Annotated in this window: 12 protein-coding genes and 1 pseudogene; 4 read left to right on the top strand and 9 right to left on the bottom strand. The window is 41.0% G+C overall.

Annotated elements, in window-relative coordinates; translation table 11 throughout:
* The 8 genes and pseudogenes from OCT63_RS07970 to OCT63_RS07935 all read right to left on the bottom strand — a co-directional run bounded on the left by OCT63_RS07970 (window position 1) and on the right by OCT63_RS07935 (window position 10,975).
* Window positions 1-1,596, bottom strand: coding sequence for a type I restriction-modification system subunit M (locus tag OCT63_RS07970; RefSeq protein WP_161672554.1), 1,596 nt, complete (start codon window positions 1,594-1,596; stop codon window positions 1-3).
* Between the two features lie 171 nt (window positions 1,597-1,767).
* On the bottom strand, window positions 1,768-5,205 hold the full coding sequence (locus tag OCT63_RS07965; RefSeq protein WP_161672555.1) for a DEAD/DEAH box helicase family protein: 3,438 nt from the start codon (window positions 5,203-5,205) through the stop codon (window positions 1,768-1,770).
* Window positions 5,206-5,280: 75 nt separating this feature from the next.
* A complete protein-coding gene (locus OCT63_RS07960; RefSeq protein ID WP_269983518.1) occupies window positions 5,281-6,720 on the bottom strand; it encodes a sigma-54 interaction domain-containing protein in 1,440 nt (479 codons plus the stop codon).
* 100 nt (window positions 6,721-6,820) lie between these two features.
* A complete protein-coding gene (locus tag OCT63_RS07955; RefSeq protein ID WP_161672556.1) occupies window positions 6,821-9,712 on the bottom strand; it encodes a UvrD-helicase domain-containing protein in 2,892 nt (963 codons plus the stop codon).
* A gap of 153 nt (window positions 9,713-9,865) precedes the next feature.
* Window positions 9,866-10,051: pseudogene (locus OCT63_RS07950) on the bottom strand (HNH endonuclease); the annotation flags it as partial.
* Between the two features lie 211 nt (window positions 10,052-10,262).
* A complete protein-coding gene (locus OCT63_RS07945; protein ID WP_237667949.1) occupies window positions 10,263-10,379 on the bottom strand; it encodes an AlpA family phage regulatory protein in 117 nt (38 codons plus the stop codon).
* Window positions 10,372-10,578: a hypothetical protein gene (locus tag OCT63_RS07940; RefSeq protein WP_161672558.1), complete on the bottom strand. Its 207-nt coding sequence runs from the start codon at window positions 10,576-10,578 to the stop codon at window positions 10,372-10,374. The genes OCT63_RS07945 and OCT63_RS07940 overlap by 8 nt, the downstream gene beginning before the upstream one ends.
* Before the next feature lie 208 nt (window positions 10,579-10,786).
* Window positions 10,787-10,975 carry a helix-turn-helix transcriptional regulator gene (locus OCT63_RS07935; RefSeq protein WP_065584203.1) on the bottom strand — a complete coding sequence of 63 codons (189 nt, stop codon included), beginning with the start codon at window positions 10,973-10,975 and terminating at the stop codon, window positions 10,787-10,789.
* Window positions 10,976-12,347: 1,372 nt separating this feature from the next.
* Here OCT63_RS07935 and OCT63_RS07930 point away from each other — a divergent pair.
* Window positions 12,348-12,521, top strand: a complete 174-nt coding sequence (locus tag OCT63_RS07930) for a hypothetical protein (RefSeq protein WP_202603566.1) — start codon at window positions 12,348-12,350, stop codon at window positions 12,519-12,521.
* A 372-nt stretch (window positions 12,522-12,893) separates the two neighbouring features.
* Here OCT63_RS07930 and OCT63_RS07925 read toward each other — a convergent pair whose 3' ends face one another.
* Complete coding sequence (locus tag OCT63_RS07925) at window positions 12,894-13,820, bottom strand: LysR substrate-binding domain-containing protein (RefSeq protein ID WP_161672559.1); 927 nt, start codon at window positions 13,818-13,820, stop codon at window positions 12,894-12,896.
* Window positions 13,821-13,932: 112 nt separating this feature from the next.
* On the opposite strand from OCT63_RS07925, the gene OCT63_RS07920 reads away from it, so the two are divergent.
* From OCT63_RS07920 to dctP, 3 genes are read left to right on the top strand one after another with little or no spacing between them, the layout of a single operon-like run.
* The gene (locus tag OCT63_RS07920; RefSeq protein WP_161672560.1) at window positions 13,933-14,421 is read left to right on the top strand and encodes a TRAP transporter small permease; all 489 of its coding nucleotides are present in this window, start codon (window positions 13,933-13,935) and stop codon (window positions 14,419-14,421) included.
* Window positions 14,418-15,716 (top strand): TRAP transporter large permease, encoded by a 1,299-nt coding sequence (locus tag OCT63_RS07915; protein WP_017065559.1) that lies wholly within the window; start codon window positions 14,418-14,420, stop codon window positions 15,714-15,716. Before OCT63_RS07920 ends, OCT63_RS07915 begins: the two co-directional genes overlap by 4 nt.
* Before the next feature lie 13 nt (window positions 15,717-15,729).
* Window positions 15,730-16,755, top strand: coding sequence for a TRAP transporter substrate-binding protein DctP (dctP, locus tag OCT63_RS07910; RefSeq protein WP_054541262.1), 1,026 nt, complete (start codon window positions 15,730-15,732; stop codon window positions 16,753-16,755).
* Window positions 16,756-16,804 lie beyond the last annotated feature (49 nt).

Genomic DNA, 16,804 nt, shown 5'->3' with positions numbered 1-16,804 from the left:
TCATAACATCGACTCCAACTCATCCAAATCAGCCAGAATCTCATTTTCTAAGGCTTTCAGCTTGCCTAAAACCACTTTTGGTTCTTCATAGCTTTCTTGCTCGTACACCACTTCTTTGTAACGGTTGATCGACAGGTCATATTTGTTCGACTTGATGTCGTCTTTCGCTACCAAGAACGCTTTTTGTTTTTTGTCTGACCATTGCTCCGTTGACTCACCGGCCATCACTGCTGTTTGATACGCTTTGTACTGTGTAACGAGATTAGGTAAGTCGTTCTCTTTGATTGGGGTACGCTTATCATCTAACGAACGACCGTCGGCTTCCACATCATAGAACCAAACGTTATTGGTGCTTCCACCTTTAGTGAAAATCAGGATAGCCGTTGAAACGCCTGCATAAGGCCTGAACACACCGCTTGGTAGTGAGATCACTGCTTCTAACTGGTTATCTTCAATTAGGTGTTTACGTAGTGCTTGGTGCGCTTTAGAACTGCCAAATAGAACACCATCAGGTACAACTGTTGCGCTACGACCACCGACTTTCAGCATGCGTTGAATCAACGCAACAAACAGCAGCTCGGTCTTTTTAGTTTTCACAACTTTTAGAATCGCAGGATCGACGTCTTCTTCATCTAGGCTACCCTTGAACGGTGGGTTGGCAAGGATGATATCGAAGCCATTTTTAGCCTCATCGGGGAAGCGTTCAATAAAGCTTTGGCTTAATGTATCTTGGTAGTGAATATCCGGCTGTTTTACACCGTGCATCACCAAGTTCATTGCCGCAACGCGCAGCATGGTAGAGTCAAAATCAAAGCCGTGGAACATGTCGTAATCGATATGGGCGCGGTTTTCAAGCTTGTCACCTGCGTACAGATAGTTAAAGACCGGATTGCCGTTAATGTCTAATACTGGCTTGCCTTCTTCGTCAAATGCTTGCTCTTTCTCTGTACCTTCTGGTGAAGAGTATTTCTCTAACAGGTATTCGTACGTCGATGAAAGAAAACCGCCAGTGCCACAAGCAGGGTCACAAATGCGGTGTGTTTCTTCTACATCAAGCATTTCGATCATTGCTCGGATGATATGGCGCGGTGTACGGAACTGACCGTTAATACCTGCAGTGGTCAATTTTGAAAGCAGGTACTCGTACAAATCGCCTTTTACGTCTTTATTTTCTAACGGAAGGTCACTGACCAATTCAACGGCTTTGACTAGCAAGGATTGCTTTTGAATCATTAGCTGAGCGTCTTTCATAAACTCAGCAAACAAAGTGTCATCGCTGGTCAGCTCTTTAAAGAATGGAAATAGCTCGTCTTTAACCAATGGGTAAAGCTTTTCCGCACCTAAGTGACGAAAGTTTTCCCAGCGGATATGTTGCTTATCCTTCTCTTTATCTTCGCTCATAGGAAAACGACGAGTGAATGGCTTACCAGTACGAGCGCTACGCTTCTCATCGTTACGTTCATTCATGTCTAACATACGGGCGTACATCAGGTAAGTAATTTGCTCAACGACGGTTAAAGGGTTGGTGATACCACCGGTCCAGAACTCTTCCCATAGCTTATCGATTTGGCTTTTTAGTGCACCTGATGTAATCATTATTCATTCTCTTAGTTTTTTGCTTGACTGCTTGCGTAATTCTTCGGCAAAGCGAGTTCGGGAGCAAACCAGCGGGGTATTCAGAGCCTTATTTTAAGGCCCTAATTCAAGCTAGTAGCCGCTGGTTTTTAATAGTTGTAGTGTAATCAGCTTACTGTGTTAACCAAAGGGCTAATTCACTGCTTTCTCGACGCTTGAATGTTTATTACCCAAATGCACACTAAAGCGACGCACAAATTGTTCAACTACATCTGCTTGTGCGGGGTTTGGGAACACACCGTCTAATCCCGCATCGTCAATTTGATTAAATGGTGCGTCATACAGAGCTTCAATATCAACGCTGCCATAACGACATAAGTGATTCTTGAGCATACCGATAAAACGCTGCTGTCTTGAGTTCAGGTGAGTATGAACTTGTTGAACGAATGCGGTAAATTCATGCTCAATTTGTTGTTCATCCATCCCTACAATCGTTCGTAAAATTTGGTCTAATTCGGCGGTTGATTCAGGGAAAAACTCTTTGAGTGTATGTAAATCCACATTTGGGTTTTGTGTATGCACTAATGCATTCAGTGTTGATAAATCAGCTTCTGTCACCGCTTGCCCGCCACGTATTTTCTGTAGCACAGTGTTAGATTCAAACAATGGTGTCAGTGTTTTTTCAACTTCTTGACGGTAGATCTCGTAATCCACAGTGATGATGTCGGTTTTAATCTCTTGCGTTTCATACAGCCCTGAATCTTCTTGCAAGTCAATAATGGGCGTTTTCGGAGCAGGAGGCGCTACGCCTTTATCGCGTAAATGGATAACCGTGCGCAAATTATGACGACACGCTTCTACCGCAAAATAATCGGCATCACTCAAATAGTTGGGTTGTTGAATCTGCTTGATCGTTGCCGCTTTACTACGCACTTCATTGAGATGCATTGACAGACTGATGACTTTGTCTAAGATCGGCGGTGCCTCTAACTCAACTTTACTTGGCTGCTGCAGTTTGGTGAGTTGCAATTGTAAGAATTGCAGGTCTAAACGCAACGCTTCACTTTCACCAGTAGTCTTCTTCCACTGCATCAGAGGTGCCATTTCATCAAAGAGTAACGCTTTAGTATCTGGCGCCATCTGCATTAACCGTTTTTCTTCACTGAGCTGTGCTTTTAGTTTCCATTTCTCGCGTACACCGATGGTTTTATCGTTTAGAGAGTCAATGTCTGCCTTAATCTGCGGTATAACGTCGGCAAAGATTTCCATCTCTGCTTTTTTAAGCGCTTCGACGGCAAGCACTAATTTGGCTTCAAATACTTTTTGCGCCAAAGATTTACTTTGCGTTCCTTCATCCTCATCTGGGTTCATTTTGAAATGCTCAAAGTTGCCCCAGTGGTCGAAGATGAGGAAGTGCTTTTTATCTGCTCCAGGTCCGTACAAGTTTTCACATAAACGTGTACCACGCCCTACCATTTGCCAAAATTTCACTTTTGATTTTATAGGTTTAGCAAAGACCAAGTTAACACATTCAGGTACATCTATACCGGTGTCTAACATATCAACTGAGACTGCAATGGTAACTTCATCATCGTTACCTTCAGTACTTTTGAAGTTGTCGATAAGCTCTTCTGCTCTCTCATATTTTGAGTGGATAACTCGGCAAAAATTACCCCCCATATCTGGGTACATTTCACTAAACAACTCAGCTAGCAGCTCGGCGTGAGCTATGTTTCTTGCAAAGATAATCGATTTACCAGGAAGTTGGTCATCCACATCTTTTAAACCCTTTTCCATTAGGTTGCGGATGATTGCTCGGTTGGTATCTTTATTGAATATGGCTTTATCAACCTGCTTCGCATCGAAATCCAGAGTGTTTGGATCAATACCTTGATCTTCTAGTTCTGCAATCTGCTCATCCGTCAGTTCGCTTGCCTTAATGCCGTCACGTAAGAATTGAGTTGTGTGAGTAACGACTTTAAATGGAACTAAGTTTTTCTCTTCAATCGCTTGCTCAAGTGGGTAGTTCGCCGTCGGCATTTTGTAATCACAGCCGAACAACTGACTGGTTGAGCGCGAAATCATCTCAACAGGCGTCGCGGTTAAACCCACTTGTAATGCATCGAAATATTTGAATAGCTCGCCGTACTTGTTGTAAATCGAACGATGCGATTCATCAGCAACGATCAGGTCAAAGTGGCCAACATCATACTCTTCATAATTTTGGATCATACCCGGATAGGTCGCGATAACAATACGCGCCTTTGAAGCTAGTTCTTTCTTACTTTTACCTTTGATGAAAAGCGGCTCTTTAGTGTGCTCATTAAACGCATTACCAGCCTGTTTACGTAGCTCTTTTCGGTCACATAAGAACAGAATACGTTTCGCCCAACCTGCATCTAACAAGCGCTTCGCTAAAGCAATAGAGACTCGCGTTTTACCCGTCCCAGTTGCCTGTACAATAAGTGCCTTTCGATGCTTGTCTGAAAACCGCTCACAAATGCGGCTGATGCTTTCCATTTGATATAAACGACCCGCAACTTTTGTATCAATGGGTGTGCTGTTTAGATCTTTCTTTAACTCTCGTTGAAGAATCAGATATTGAAGGCTGTCTTTTGAGTAATAGCCAAAAATCAGTCTAGGTGCGTAGCCCTGAGCATCATCCCAAATATAGATTTCGTAGCCGTTAGTGTAGAAAATTACTGGGCGCTGGCCGGTACTTGCTTCTAGAGCGTCTGCATATAATTTTGCTTGCTCACGCCCTGCATTGGCATCTTTTCGAGTTCGTTTAGCTTCAATAACAGCCAAAGGCTTTCCATTGTCATCCCACAGAACATAGTCGCAAAAACCTTTACCTGTCGCAGTAGGTTGACCGTCGACTTCATACTCTTTTGACACCTGTTCCGTGCTTTCATTATCAAGAGCGACATCCCAACCTTCACTGCGTAATTCAGCATCAATGAGGCGCTTACGAGTTTCCGCTTCATTGAAATCAAAACTGCTTTTTAGCGACAAAGTATTAGTGCGAATTTTATCGGCTTTAACATGATCAGTTTGCTGCTTCAGCTGAGCGGCTTGTTTCTGAGCTTCTAACTGCGCTTGCTTGGCTTCTTCTAATTCTTTTAGCGCTTTCTTAAGAAGATCGTCATTTTGGTTAAGCTTCTGCTGTAAAAGTTTGTTCTTTCTCTTGAACTCAGCTTTAGACTCATCACCCGTTGGTGCATTGTCTGGAACAGTAAATTTAGGGCAACCTTCTATATCACCGTCGCCATAGGCCATATAGAGCCAGCAACCAATAAAGTAAGACTCTTTCAACAACCAAATCGAATCATGTTGTGAGACTTTCCCTTCATGGGCAGCCTTGTTGCCCCCCTTGCGAACAGCGTGAAACTTATCAGCAATGGTTTTGTCAACAACCGAGGTAAAAGCGCCACTGACAAGTTTGTCGTGCATTGAAGCATTGGGAGCAACAGGTAGGTGAAGTTCTTGGTATAGGTAACCAACAATTTTTTCAACATAACAACGTAGCTTAACGAGAGCACTTTGCGGATCAACAACGGCATACGTTTCAGCAAAAGCACCAAGCTCAGCTAACTCGGGCCACTGTTCTCTTAAATGTTCAAAATTCATAGACTTCTTCACCTTTCTGTCTCCTAAGATGAGTGATACTTTGCAACGTTTACGCCAATTTCAAACTTGGTTATTTTATGATTCTAAATTGAGCGTTTTCAGCCAGTTATTTAGCGTTTGATGATTATTTAAACCTAACGATTTTGCAGCTTTAGATTTGTTTCCAGCAGCATAATCCATCGCAGACTCAATTGCACTTTTCTTTATATTATCAATATGTTGCTGAAGGTCACCAGGAACCCTAAACTCACCATTGTTCGCCGAATTTAGGTCACGACTTATTATCGCAACGTCCAAATCTTGTTTAGTGATCTCTTTACCTTCCGACCATAATACGGCTCGGTTTAATGTGTTCCATAGCTCACGAATATTACCCGGCCAGCTGTATGCTTCTGCAAATTCTATTGCAGACTTGGAAATATTCTTACTCTCAAATAAGGGATGAGTCTTCATCTGCTGGTTTATCTCGATCATCAACTCTTCGATCAGGAAAGGGATCTCTTCTGAACGCGCCCTTAACGAAGGCAACTCAATTACTCCAACGGCTAGCCGATAGAAAAGATCTTCACGAAAAGACTCGTCAGAAACCATTTTAAAAAGGTCACGGTGTGTCGCAGCGATAATCCTCACATCAACACTTTTCGTGGCAACGTCTCCCACCTTTGTAATTTCCTGCTGCTGCAATGCCCTAAGTAATTTAACTTGAACGGCTAAAGGGAGTTCACCAACTTCATCAAGAAATAATGTTCCACCATTTGCTTGCTCAAATAACCCTGCATGATCTTGGTGTGCCCCTGTAAACGCACCTTTTACATGACCAAACAAAATGGAATCAACCAAATTTTCAGGTAAAGCACCACAGTTAACAGCTTTAAATGGCTTATCAGCACGAGGGCTGGCTTTATGAATACCTTTTGCCATCACTTCTTTACCGGTACCACTTTCTCCGAGTAGCAAAGCCGGTAGATCAGCATAAGCCAATCGTTGCGCTTTCTTGATGACGTTCTGCATGACAGTAGATTTGGCCGTAATCGAATCAAAAGCACTATTGAGAGACGGTGTTTTTGAAGCAAGTTGAGCAATAGCTGTTGACGAAGATTTTTGATACTCAGCAGAAAAGTCTACTGGTACATCAACTTCGATTAACTGACCTTGAGGGGTAGTTTGAACTAACTGACATTTCGCAATACTCTTTCCAAGTAGAACAGAAACGACTGTCATTGCAGGCGTACCAGAGGTTAAATTTAGATAAATACCATCAGCCTGATCAGAGACATGAGCCAGTTGCTTGTGCATGACTCTGGTAATTGCAGTGTAATCAATTGGAGATGACAACCTGATACGTTGAATCTTTACTGAAGTATTGGAACGCCCGGCACAAGCCAGTTTTTTTTCAAGCCACTCTTTGTAATCATGCCATTCATCTTCCCATGTACTAGCCAGAATCACGACATCATCAAATGCTGGCGCTTTTAACGCAATAGTCGCAATTGAAGCTGTTTTATCTAGCTTCATCTGATCAAGGTCTGTTCTTCCAAGCCAACTAAGCAAGGTTGCCATTCTATCTTCCGTAATTATCTTTACTTATTGATAAATACTTTACAGCAATAGTCTCTTAGTTGATATTCAACTGCTCTAGTTTCTGCGTATAACCACAATTTTTATCTGCACTTTTTCTATATGTCGAACAACTCCAGAACTGACCGTACTTGCCATTTCTTAGCTTCATCTCACTGCCACAACGCTTACAGAGCGGTCGAATGTCGCCACACTCTTCGTTAATGCATTCCTGAAAGCCGGGCTTAATTGTACTGCTCATCGGGCTGCCACAGTGGCTACAAGGGGTTTCTTTGTGTTTACAACGAGGATAGAACGAACAAGATAAGAACTTACCGTAGCGACTAACGCGCTCTTTCAATATTCCTGTTTTACAGCTGCTACAAGAAATCTGTTCAAACAGTTTCTGTACAAACGATGCATCAAATTCATCGGTATCTACGAAGTATTTGTTCTTTATGAGTTCGATAACAAAATCACTGACATCAGTCATATCCGCTAATAGGTACGCTCTATGTTTTGCTCTGGTTAAAGCGACATAAAAAAGACGTCTCTCTTCAGCAAACTCGTAATCATCACCTTTAGGCAATAGCGCGTCCACCAGTGGAGGAGTTACTTTTTGAGACGGGAAGCCGTGCTTACCCGTTGTTAATCCCATAATGATGACATAGTCGGATTCTTTGCCCTTAGAGGCATGGAATGACTGACAAGTAATTTGTAATGATGGGTACTGTCTATTAATTTCTTGAAGCTGCTGGTAAGCAGGCATTTGATGCCAAAACCTGGCTAGGAGATACACCTTATTCTGCGCTGGTTTACCTGAGGTATGAACGCAAGCCAAAACAGCATTTAGCGCTTTTTCTAGGGGAGATACACCTTGTTCATTTCTGCCTTGTCTGAGTATCGATACAGCAGGCTTATTAACCTTAATCAAGGACTGAATGTCTTTTTTGATTTGTACTGGGTTTCTGGTGACAAATTGCGTTGCTACATCTCCAATCGCACTGTTAAAACGAAACGTTAAATCCAATTTTGTTTCCGAAGTCGCACCGAAATACTCAATAAAATTAGTAGTAAGCTTAACGTCCGCGCCACTAAAGCGATAAATAGCCTGCCAATCATCCCCAACGCAAAACAGTGACGTACCAGGCAGTGAATCACGCAACTCTTTGACAAGCCTAGCTCTGGGCTCTGAGATGTCTTGAAACTCATCTACTAATATGAATTTCCAGGATGAAATAAACTGTCCGGTTTGGACGTACATCAATGCTTTACTGATCATGTCATTGAAATCTATCCACTGCTTTTCACGAAGAAACAGCTCATACCGATTGTATAGTGGATACAACAGCTCTAATGCTTTCTCTGTTTGCTTAGGATCGATTGAATTTCTAATGACATTATCTATCGCAACATCATCAAGACAAGCTGCTTTGTACATATCCACCAAAGCACTAAACAATTTAGCCAATTCTGTTACTTGACCTAACTGGCGCAGGTTATTAAGTAAGTCCTGTGGCGGGATGGGGTTAAATTCGACTTCACGCTCCAACAATTTATTTTCAAGCACCTGAAGAAGCTTTCCAACTTTATGCTGGTGGTAGAACACCTCAACATAGCCTGTCTGGTATTGCTTGTGCGTTTGGCGTTTCCATTCAATCGACTCTTGATAGCGATCTTTATCAATCCACGGGGCTGTATTACCGCGCTCATCAGTACCGTAGTATTCAATGTAAATGTCATGGTCTGGTAAATAAAAGTCTGGGTGATACTGACGATATTGCTCTGTACTTACGTCAAATCGATAGCTCGCCTCATACTCATAATTAATTCCCTTTCTAAATAACCAGTTGGCAATGACAACCTCACCGTAACTCTTTACCTGGTCCCCTTTCAACGAACGGATGTCATTGTCAGTTAAGTACTGTAGATACTCACCTTCACTTTGAAACTCAAAAGGATTCTTATCAACAAAATAATACGAGCTGAAGTACTCAAGTAAAGACTCACGGTATCCATCATCAAGCATGAGTTGCTCTAGGTTATCGTTCATCCATTTTGATTTAGCTTTAATGTCGTCTTCAAATGGGGATAGGTTTGGTTTTGAACCTTCAACTTCAGCGATTATTTTCATACCCAAGCTATGGAAGGTGCTGGCTCTCACGTCATCAAAACCCAGTTTATCTTTGATGCGCTCGTCCATTTCCTTAGCTGCAATACGGCCGTAAGCCAGTAACAAGATATCATTTGCAGTCGCTTGTTCACTATTAATCAGATACCCAGTTCTACCAACCATAACACTCGTTTTACCGGTACCCGCTCCGGCTAAAAGTAGATTGTTGTCGTTATCCGTAATACAAGCGATTCGCTGCTTCTCTGTTAACGGGTTAGATTCAACGTTGTCGAAAAACACTCCGTACTCTGTTAGCTGATTTTGGACGTAGGCATTGCGCATATTCTCAATATCTGACGCCTTCCAGGCACAAATCACATCAAGTGTCTGAGCGACCTTTTGGGCTAGTTCGCTTAACCCTAAAGCTGAGCGCCACCCCTTCCACCTTTTCGCTTCTTTATTTGCGATTGTTTGAAAGCTTTGAGTTTCAGACGTTCTAATAAAACTTGCGACAGAGGTATTCTCCACTTGGTCCAAAAATGGAATCAGTTTCTGAGCGTTACTGTTGGCCCAAAAAGGAAAGAAGGTGTGTTTGTGTCGATGTGCAAATAGGTAGCTCAACATCGGAACGGACAAACCGGCGTCATTTGTTTCAAACGACAAAACGCCACCTGAAAAGCCTAATTTGGCTACTGGAGGAGCAACTATCGTATCCCACTTGTACAACGTTTTTATATTGTCTTTGAAGATGGTAATACCGTCTTCGTTAACGTTTACCTGTTGTCGCTTGCCAAGAAGGTGTGCCAAAAAGTTGGTTTTGAGGAGAAGTTTCGTCATTAAAAATACAATCGCAAAGTTGAGATGATAACGTTATATGCAACTGTAGTTTACATGACAAAGTATGAACTATAGTGATCTACATCGGTATTGGCGGGAATAGAGCTCTGACTTTTACCCAGAGCCCTCTGAAGGGATTGAGCAAGAATTCAATTAGCGTCCTTTAAATAACTCACCTCGATGATAACGAACGTATGGTCTGTGACCCGGCATGATGCTAAATGCCATATGTTCCTTTAAACCGATCATATCCGGAGACTCCAAGTAGCTTGGAATGAGTACCTTTCCGCGATCATCAAAGGAGATAAAACCAAGATCAAACGCTTTATCTACAACAGCGTTTTCGTTGTAATAGGAGGTATTTTCAGACGTAAACTGACCCATATATCAATCTCATTCGTTGATACACTAGTCGGTTTTAAGTCTTAATAATTGTGACTTGGGTTGCTGTGCGTCACTACGGTAGCAAACCAGGGGGCTGCCTTTGAGCGTAACACCGCATTAATCTAATCAAACCTATGGGCCAAGCAAACGCCAAATGAGACAGTATCTAGTTCCTGACCTCAATTCGCCTTTGAACCCTATCAGATATGTCAGAGCTTAACCATCCAACACTTATCTGTCTTAACGAAACACTTTCAGGGAAATGTCCGTCTCGTTTACTCATCGTTATTAATATCCAACTTTTTATCACACCAAGCCATGATTTTCTCTGCATAGATAGTAACAACACCAACACCTAGCATAAGAAAAATATAGAGCCATCCAAGCCAGTAAAAAGGCTTTGGCACATTCGGAGCTATAATTGCAGCTATGCTACCGAACGACATTAGCGAAAAAACAACTTTCCAGAATAATTCCTGCATAGTGAACCTTTAACTCAGTTAATAGAACACCCAAACTAGCATGTCTTATTTATTTCCAAAATCAGCATGTAGCACCACTCAAACGATCAAAGTAGTTGCATACGAAGGTATGCGTAAAGGAGAAATGGCTTTCCATAACTGTAAATGTTATCTGCTCTAGAACTAGCTTCTTCGCACGTCGGTCACAAGTGCGAAGAAGCTCTCCATTTTACTTGTTACAACCAACACGATGCTGAATCCACTCAGATATATCAGAGCTTAACCACCCTACACTTCTTGGCCCTAGTGAAACACTTTCAGGGAAATGCCCGTCTTTCATCCAACTGTAAATTGTACTTCTGCTAACTCCGACAATTTGCTTAACTTCTTCTAAGCGCAATACTCTTAAATCTTCCATATCAATCACCTGTACACCGTAGTGCTTTCCAATAATTAAGTACTGTTTACAGTATTTAACTGCCGGTATTCTTCGCACAACTGACTTAAGGAAAAAACTAACTGGCGTTTAATCTGTACATTTAGCATCGTGATGGTTTCCTTTTAACTTCCAAATAAAACCAGCATAAAACTATGTGCAAAATTTCCTAAATGCGTGATACACATATCAGGAATACTAAAATCACGATATAACCAATTGTTTTAAAAGAAATTTAAAAATGATTACGGAAAAATGAGATAGAGTTACGGCATTTACCAATGCAATAATTAGTCATAGATGAGACGTACATCACAAAATAAATCTAAATTTAAACCGAGGAGAACGTTATTAAATGAAGCGTAGGTTCGACGAACCACGAACCGAAGTGTTAAATGAAATTTTATGTTTGCTTGTTCAAAGCCCTAATTAAACATTATATTTCCCAATAAATAAACGAACAAAGTATTTTACTAAGCAACGAAATTAATTGTTGCTAGTAAGTCGACCTAGAATTATTTCTGGTAAAAAAAATCACCAATAAAACCAACACAAGTACTTATAATCAATCAGTTGAAAATACAGAATTGACTTCAACTATTTCATTACATGTTCAATTAAAACATTGTCGGCATATAGAACTAAACACAGATCGTATATCAAAGAGATAAATATATCGCTCTCGAATGATTTAAATAATAATTTTGGCGATTACCTTGTTGCGGTATCGCGCTGAAGGAAAACAATACATTACTTGAGTAACTATCCAATTGAATGTCGTCAACTCAACCACCTCAGTATAGGTGACTTACTTTCTCACTTAAATGCAGTCAGAAATTTGGGCAACATCACTCACATCATAGGTGGCACCTTTGTGCTGTGCTACCTAAAGCCGTTAGAAAAGCATTGTCATTTTTGCCTACAAAAAAGCAGTAAAGTTAATTTCATTAAATCTACTACTTAACGAATGTAGTAACAAAAAGACATGTCTTTTTGTACTATATAGATACTAGTACTAAATCGCATGACTTTTTGTACTACGTGATTGTTGCTCCATCTTGATCGGTTTAGAAACTGACTAAAGGGTCAAATAACTGAACGTGGCACATTCTACTGGTTCCCAGCATTCGTTAGAACGAAAGGTATTCCTCCACTAAATTTAAAGCGTTTCCATCCTGCTACAATGTTTAAAAAAAGGTCGAAACCACCATTTAGAGCACGGTTTTGTATCGTTCCGTGTTTGTTTTATCCGTTTTTCAGAGGTTTTTAATATATCTAAAAACTAAGCGTGGATTTTGGAACTACAGTTTTAATGTTATTGTAATTATATTGCTAGGTTAATTAAGGAAAGGGTATGAAGGACATATTTGACGGTTTGAAAGAACTTATTTCATTCACATTAGCTATCGTGCTTTTGTTCCTAGGATGGGCTTTTTCTGGTGGTTTTACACCACTTGACATATTAGTACCATTGGCCATTATGATTCATTACATCTGGGCTTTTAAATTTAAAAATAACAATCAGTGATACTTAACGAACTAATTAAGGGTATGCCATGTGGTTTTCAGTAATTATAATTTACTCTGTATTCCTCTATTCTAAATATAGGAAAGGCTATTTCTACCTATCAAAAACTAAAAGGAATTTACCCAATGGCGACTCCATATACGAAAAGGATCATAGACATTCACTCAATCATACATTATCACTAAGTAATATTTACCACAAACATGACTAATGGTTGTACTGTTCTCTGGGAGAAATTTTTTGGAAATAAAGTATAAGTATAGTTGTGATAGAAAGAAACTAACTATTGGGGTGTTTCTATGTTAAAAAAATCGTTAGGACCTATATTTCGTTATTTATTGTGACCGTTTAAATATGCGAACATTAAACGGGTCAAAAATCATTTATATCGGACACAAATTCATCTACTGCTTGTCGGATATTTAAAGCAAAGACCTCAGCAAGCTTTGACATTGGTTTGTGAGCAGGTGTCAGTATTGCGTGATCATAAGCTATAGCTGGAGCAAAGGGGCGAAATACAACGTTCCCTTGATTTCCTTTATATAGTTTATAACTAGCGGCACTGATAGGGTCACAGATACAAACACATAGCTGTTGTTCGACAAACTCAAAACCAGAGATGTAGTTCTGTAGCTCAAATCTAGGTCGATAAGTGACGTTATGTTCTTCAAATAACAGTCTTGTGTGTTCACTTGCTGAATGACGGGTAAACAGCGCTGCTAGGGGGACATTATCTAAGTCTTTTGGAGTAATGAGCGGTTTACTCGCTAAAGGGTGGTCCTTGTGTAATGCACACACTCCCTCAAGCTGTATAGGTTCTACATGAAATGAATCTCTGTCCTTGGGCAGCTCTGAATAACCTATATCGTACTGCTGAGATGCAATCCAGTCTTGAACAATAGTAGAACTTCGCATCATCATGGATACTTCAACTTCAGGTCTGTCCTTTACATATTCAGCTATAACATGCGGCATAAAGAATAATGCGGCAGCGGGCATACAAGCAATACGTAACTTCCCTCTAGTGAGGTTTTTCACTTCTGCCATTAACTGAGTTGAACGAGTTAAACGTTCTAAAATCGCCTCAGTTTCTTCCAACAAAAAATATGCTTCAGGGTTGGGGATTAAACGCCCCTTTTGTCGTTCAAAAAGTGTCAACCCTAGTTCCTTCTCAAGACCTACGATCATAGAGCTCACTGCAGGTTGAGTGCGGCATAAAGTTTTTGCAGCCACAGTCACCGATCCCGAACGCATTACAGCACGGAACGTTTCTAATTGTTTTATCGAAAGATTGCTCATAACACCCTATAAGTAAAATTTATGACTTTAGAGTAATTTTAAATTTGTTTTTATTGATTGTCACCAATAAAATAACCAAATAATTACAAATACAACAATAAGGAAACATACAGTGGAGCAAAAATTTCGATACTTGCTCACGGCCTTAATTGCATCAGTAGCTCTAATGCAATTTGTTCAGGTCGTGACACGATATATTTTTGAGGTCCCAATTATGGGACTCGAAGAATCAATGGTCATTCCTACAATCTGGCTATATATGCTTGGGGCAGTTAATGCTTCAAGAGAAGACTCTCAGATACGAGCAAATGTCTTAGAAATTTTCATCAAAAGTGAACGCGGGTACACAATTTTGGCACTAGTAGGCGAAATTATAAGTTTTATTATTTCGAGCTGGCTTACTTACTGGGCATGGGATTATGTCAAGTACGCTTGGCGCGTATGGAAAGAAAGCCCCACTCTCTATATCCCTACTTTTTATCATGAATGTTCCGTATTCATCGGACTTCTTCTGATCACACTTTTTATTGCCATACATATCGTAAAGCTGGTTAACCAACTTAGAACTCCATCGTCTTTCGTAAATAAGGTGAAACAATGATTGAAGTCGCTCTATTAGCCGTCTCAGTTTTAGTCATACTACTGACTCTCGGCGTTCCCCTTCCATTTTGTTTCGGCGGTGCACTGATGGTCATGAGTTTTGCCGGTGACATGTCGATGAAAGGCAACATGATGTGGGGCGCTGGGCAATTAATGAACCCCGTTTTGTTGGCTATTCCCCTGTTTGTATTGGCAGGAACCATAATGAGTAGAAGTGGAATCGCTGCTAGTCTATTAGGTTTTGTGAATGTATTTGTCGGTCATATACGCGGTGGTCTAGGTATCGTAGCTTCTGTTAGTTGCGCGATTATCGGGGCCATTTCTGGAAGCGGATTAACTGGTATTGCGGCTATCGGGCCACTACTTATCCCCGAGATGGAAAAACGAGGCTACCCGCGAGCTTATGCGACAGCACTCATTGCTAACTCGTCAATATTAGGTCTACTCATTCCGCCAAGCGTGACAATGATTGTTTATGGTTGGGTTACTGACACATCAATTCTGGCTTGTTTCCTCGCGACACTTGGTCCTGGATTGTTGGTTACGTTCAACTTTGCCGCAATCAATATGTTTATGGCTCGTAAGTTCCCACTTGTTTTAGATGACAAGCTCAGCTTACCAGAGATGTTTAAGAAAGCTTCTAGCCAAACATTTAACGCGGTGCCTGCTTTATTGATGCCAGTAATTATCCTTGGTGGTATTTATGGCGGCATTATGACTCCAACAGAAGCTGCGGCAGTTGCTGTTATCTATGCTGTTCCAGTCGGCTTTATGATCTATAAAGGATTGAGTTGGAAGACATTATTAGAATCCGGTAAAGAGTCTGCAACAGCGGTTGGATCTATCATGTTTATGATTTTATTCAGTCTAATTCTCAGCCAAATGTTTGTTGTAGAAGGAATCCCCCAACAATTAGTTGAAGCTATCTTCAATATTACTGATGACAAATTTTTATTACTAATTTTTATTAACCTGTTGTTGTTTGTCGTTGGTATGGTCGTGAACGATTTGACTGCAATCATTCTTATAGCGCCTTTGCTTTTGCCACTAATGACGGCAATTGGCATCAGCCCAATTCAATTTGCTGCAATCATGGGAGTCAATACCGCGATGGGCGGAGTGACCCCACCATATGCGTCAATCCTATACCTTGGTGCTCGCATTGGTAACGTAAAATTCTCTGAAGTTGTTGGGCCGGCAATGCTACTCATTTTATTTGGGTATCTACCTGTCGTAATTCTTACGTCTTTTTGGTCAGAATTATCTCTGTACCTCCCTACTATGTTTGGTTATTAAAAGGAAATTAACAATGTTAAAAACAAGTAAGTTAAAACCATTAAAAACAATAAAAAATGTCACTATGTTGGCATCACTTATGGCCGCCGCCCTAAGTACTTTCCCTGCACATGCTACAACGCTAAAAATCAGTCATGTACGCCCACAAGGTACCGTAGTTGATAATGACATCAAGCAGTTAAGCAACGATCTAAAAGCCTCGACAGATGGCGACCTTAAACTAAGAGTCTATGCTGCTAACGCTTTAGGTGATTACACGTTAGTACAGGAACGAATTTCAATTGGTGCAATTGATATGGCATTGCAACCAGCCTCCACATCTACCGACCGTAGAATGCAAATTGGTTTATTACCTTTCTTAGCAAACGATTGGCAAGAAGCTCAAAACATCTACGGTTCCAATGCGCCAGTACGTGAAGCAATGGAAGAGCTATTTGCTAAACAAGATATAACATTGCTCGCAGCCTACCCTGTTTACTTTGGAGGAATTTCGTTAAACCGTAATGCAGTTGGTGCTGGTGATCCCGATATAACCAAAGGTATTAAGCTTCGTGTACCACCGATCAAGAGTTTCCAGTTATTAGCAGATAACGTCGGCTATATTGGTTCACCCCTACCTTTTTCAGAAGCTTTTACGGCAGTACAAACTGGTGTAGTTGATGGTGTTATTGGTTCTGGAGCTGAAGGCTATTACGCTTCATTCCGTGATGTAACAAAAACCTATATTCCTCTCAATACCCACTTCGAAATCTGGTACCTGATGATCAATTCTGAGCGCTTAGAAGATCTCGATGAAGCAGAGAGAGCAGCTCTCAAAACAGCCGCAGCTCAATTTGAAAACCGTCGTTGGGGCGCTGCACAACTAGACCAGAAAGCCAATGAACAAAAACTGGTAGAAGCTGGTGCAACAATCATAGAAATGACTCCAAGTCAGTTGAGCAAAACAGCTAACAAAGTACGCGCTACAGTATGGCCTCAAATTATTGACGATATCGGTTCTGATTGGAGCCAGCCAATCTTAGACAAAGCGCTTAATTAAGAAAACCAACCAAAGGGGGCACCCCTGCCCCCTCAACGAAAGCAGAAGA

It is taken from the genome of Vibrio sp. RW (genome assembly GCF_027587105.1).
Classification (GTDB): Bacteria; Pseudomonadota; Gammaproteobacteria; order Enterobacterales; family Vibrionaceae; genus Vibrio; species Vibrio toranzoniae.
The sequence above is the reverse complement of the archived record's forward strand: the minus strand, read 5'-3'. Positions and strand labels throughout refer to the sequence as shown.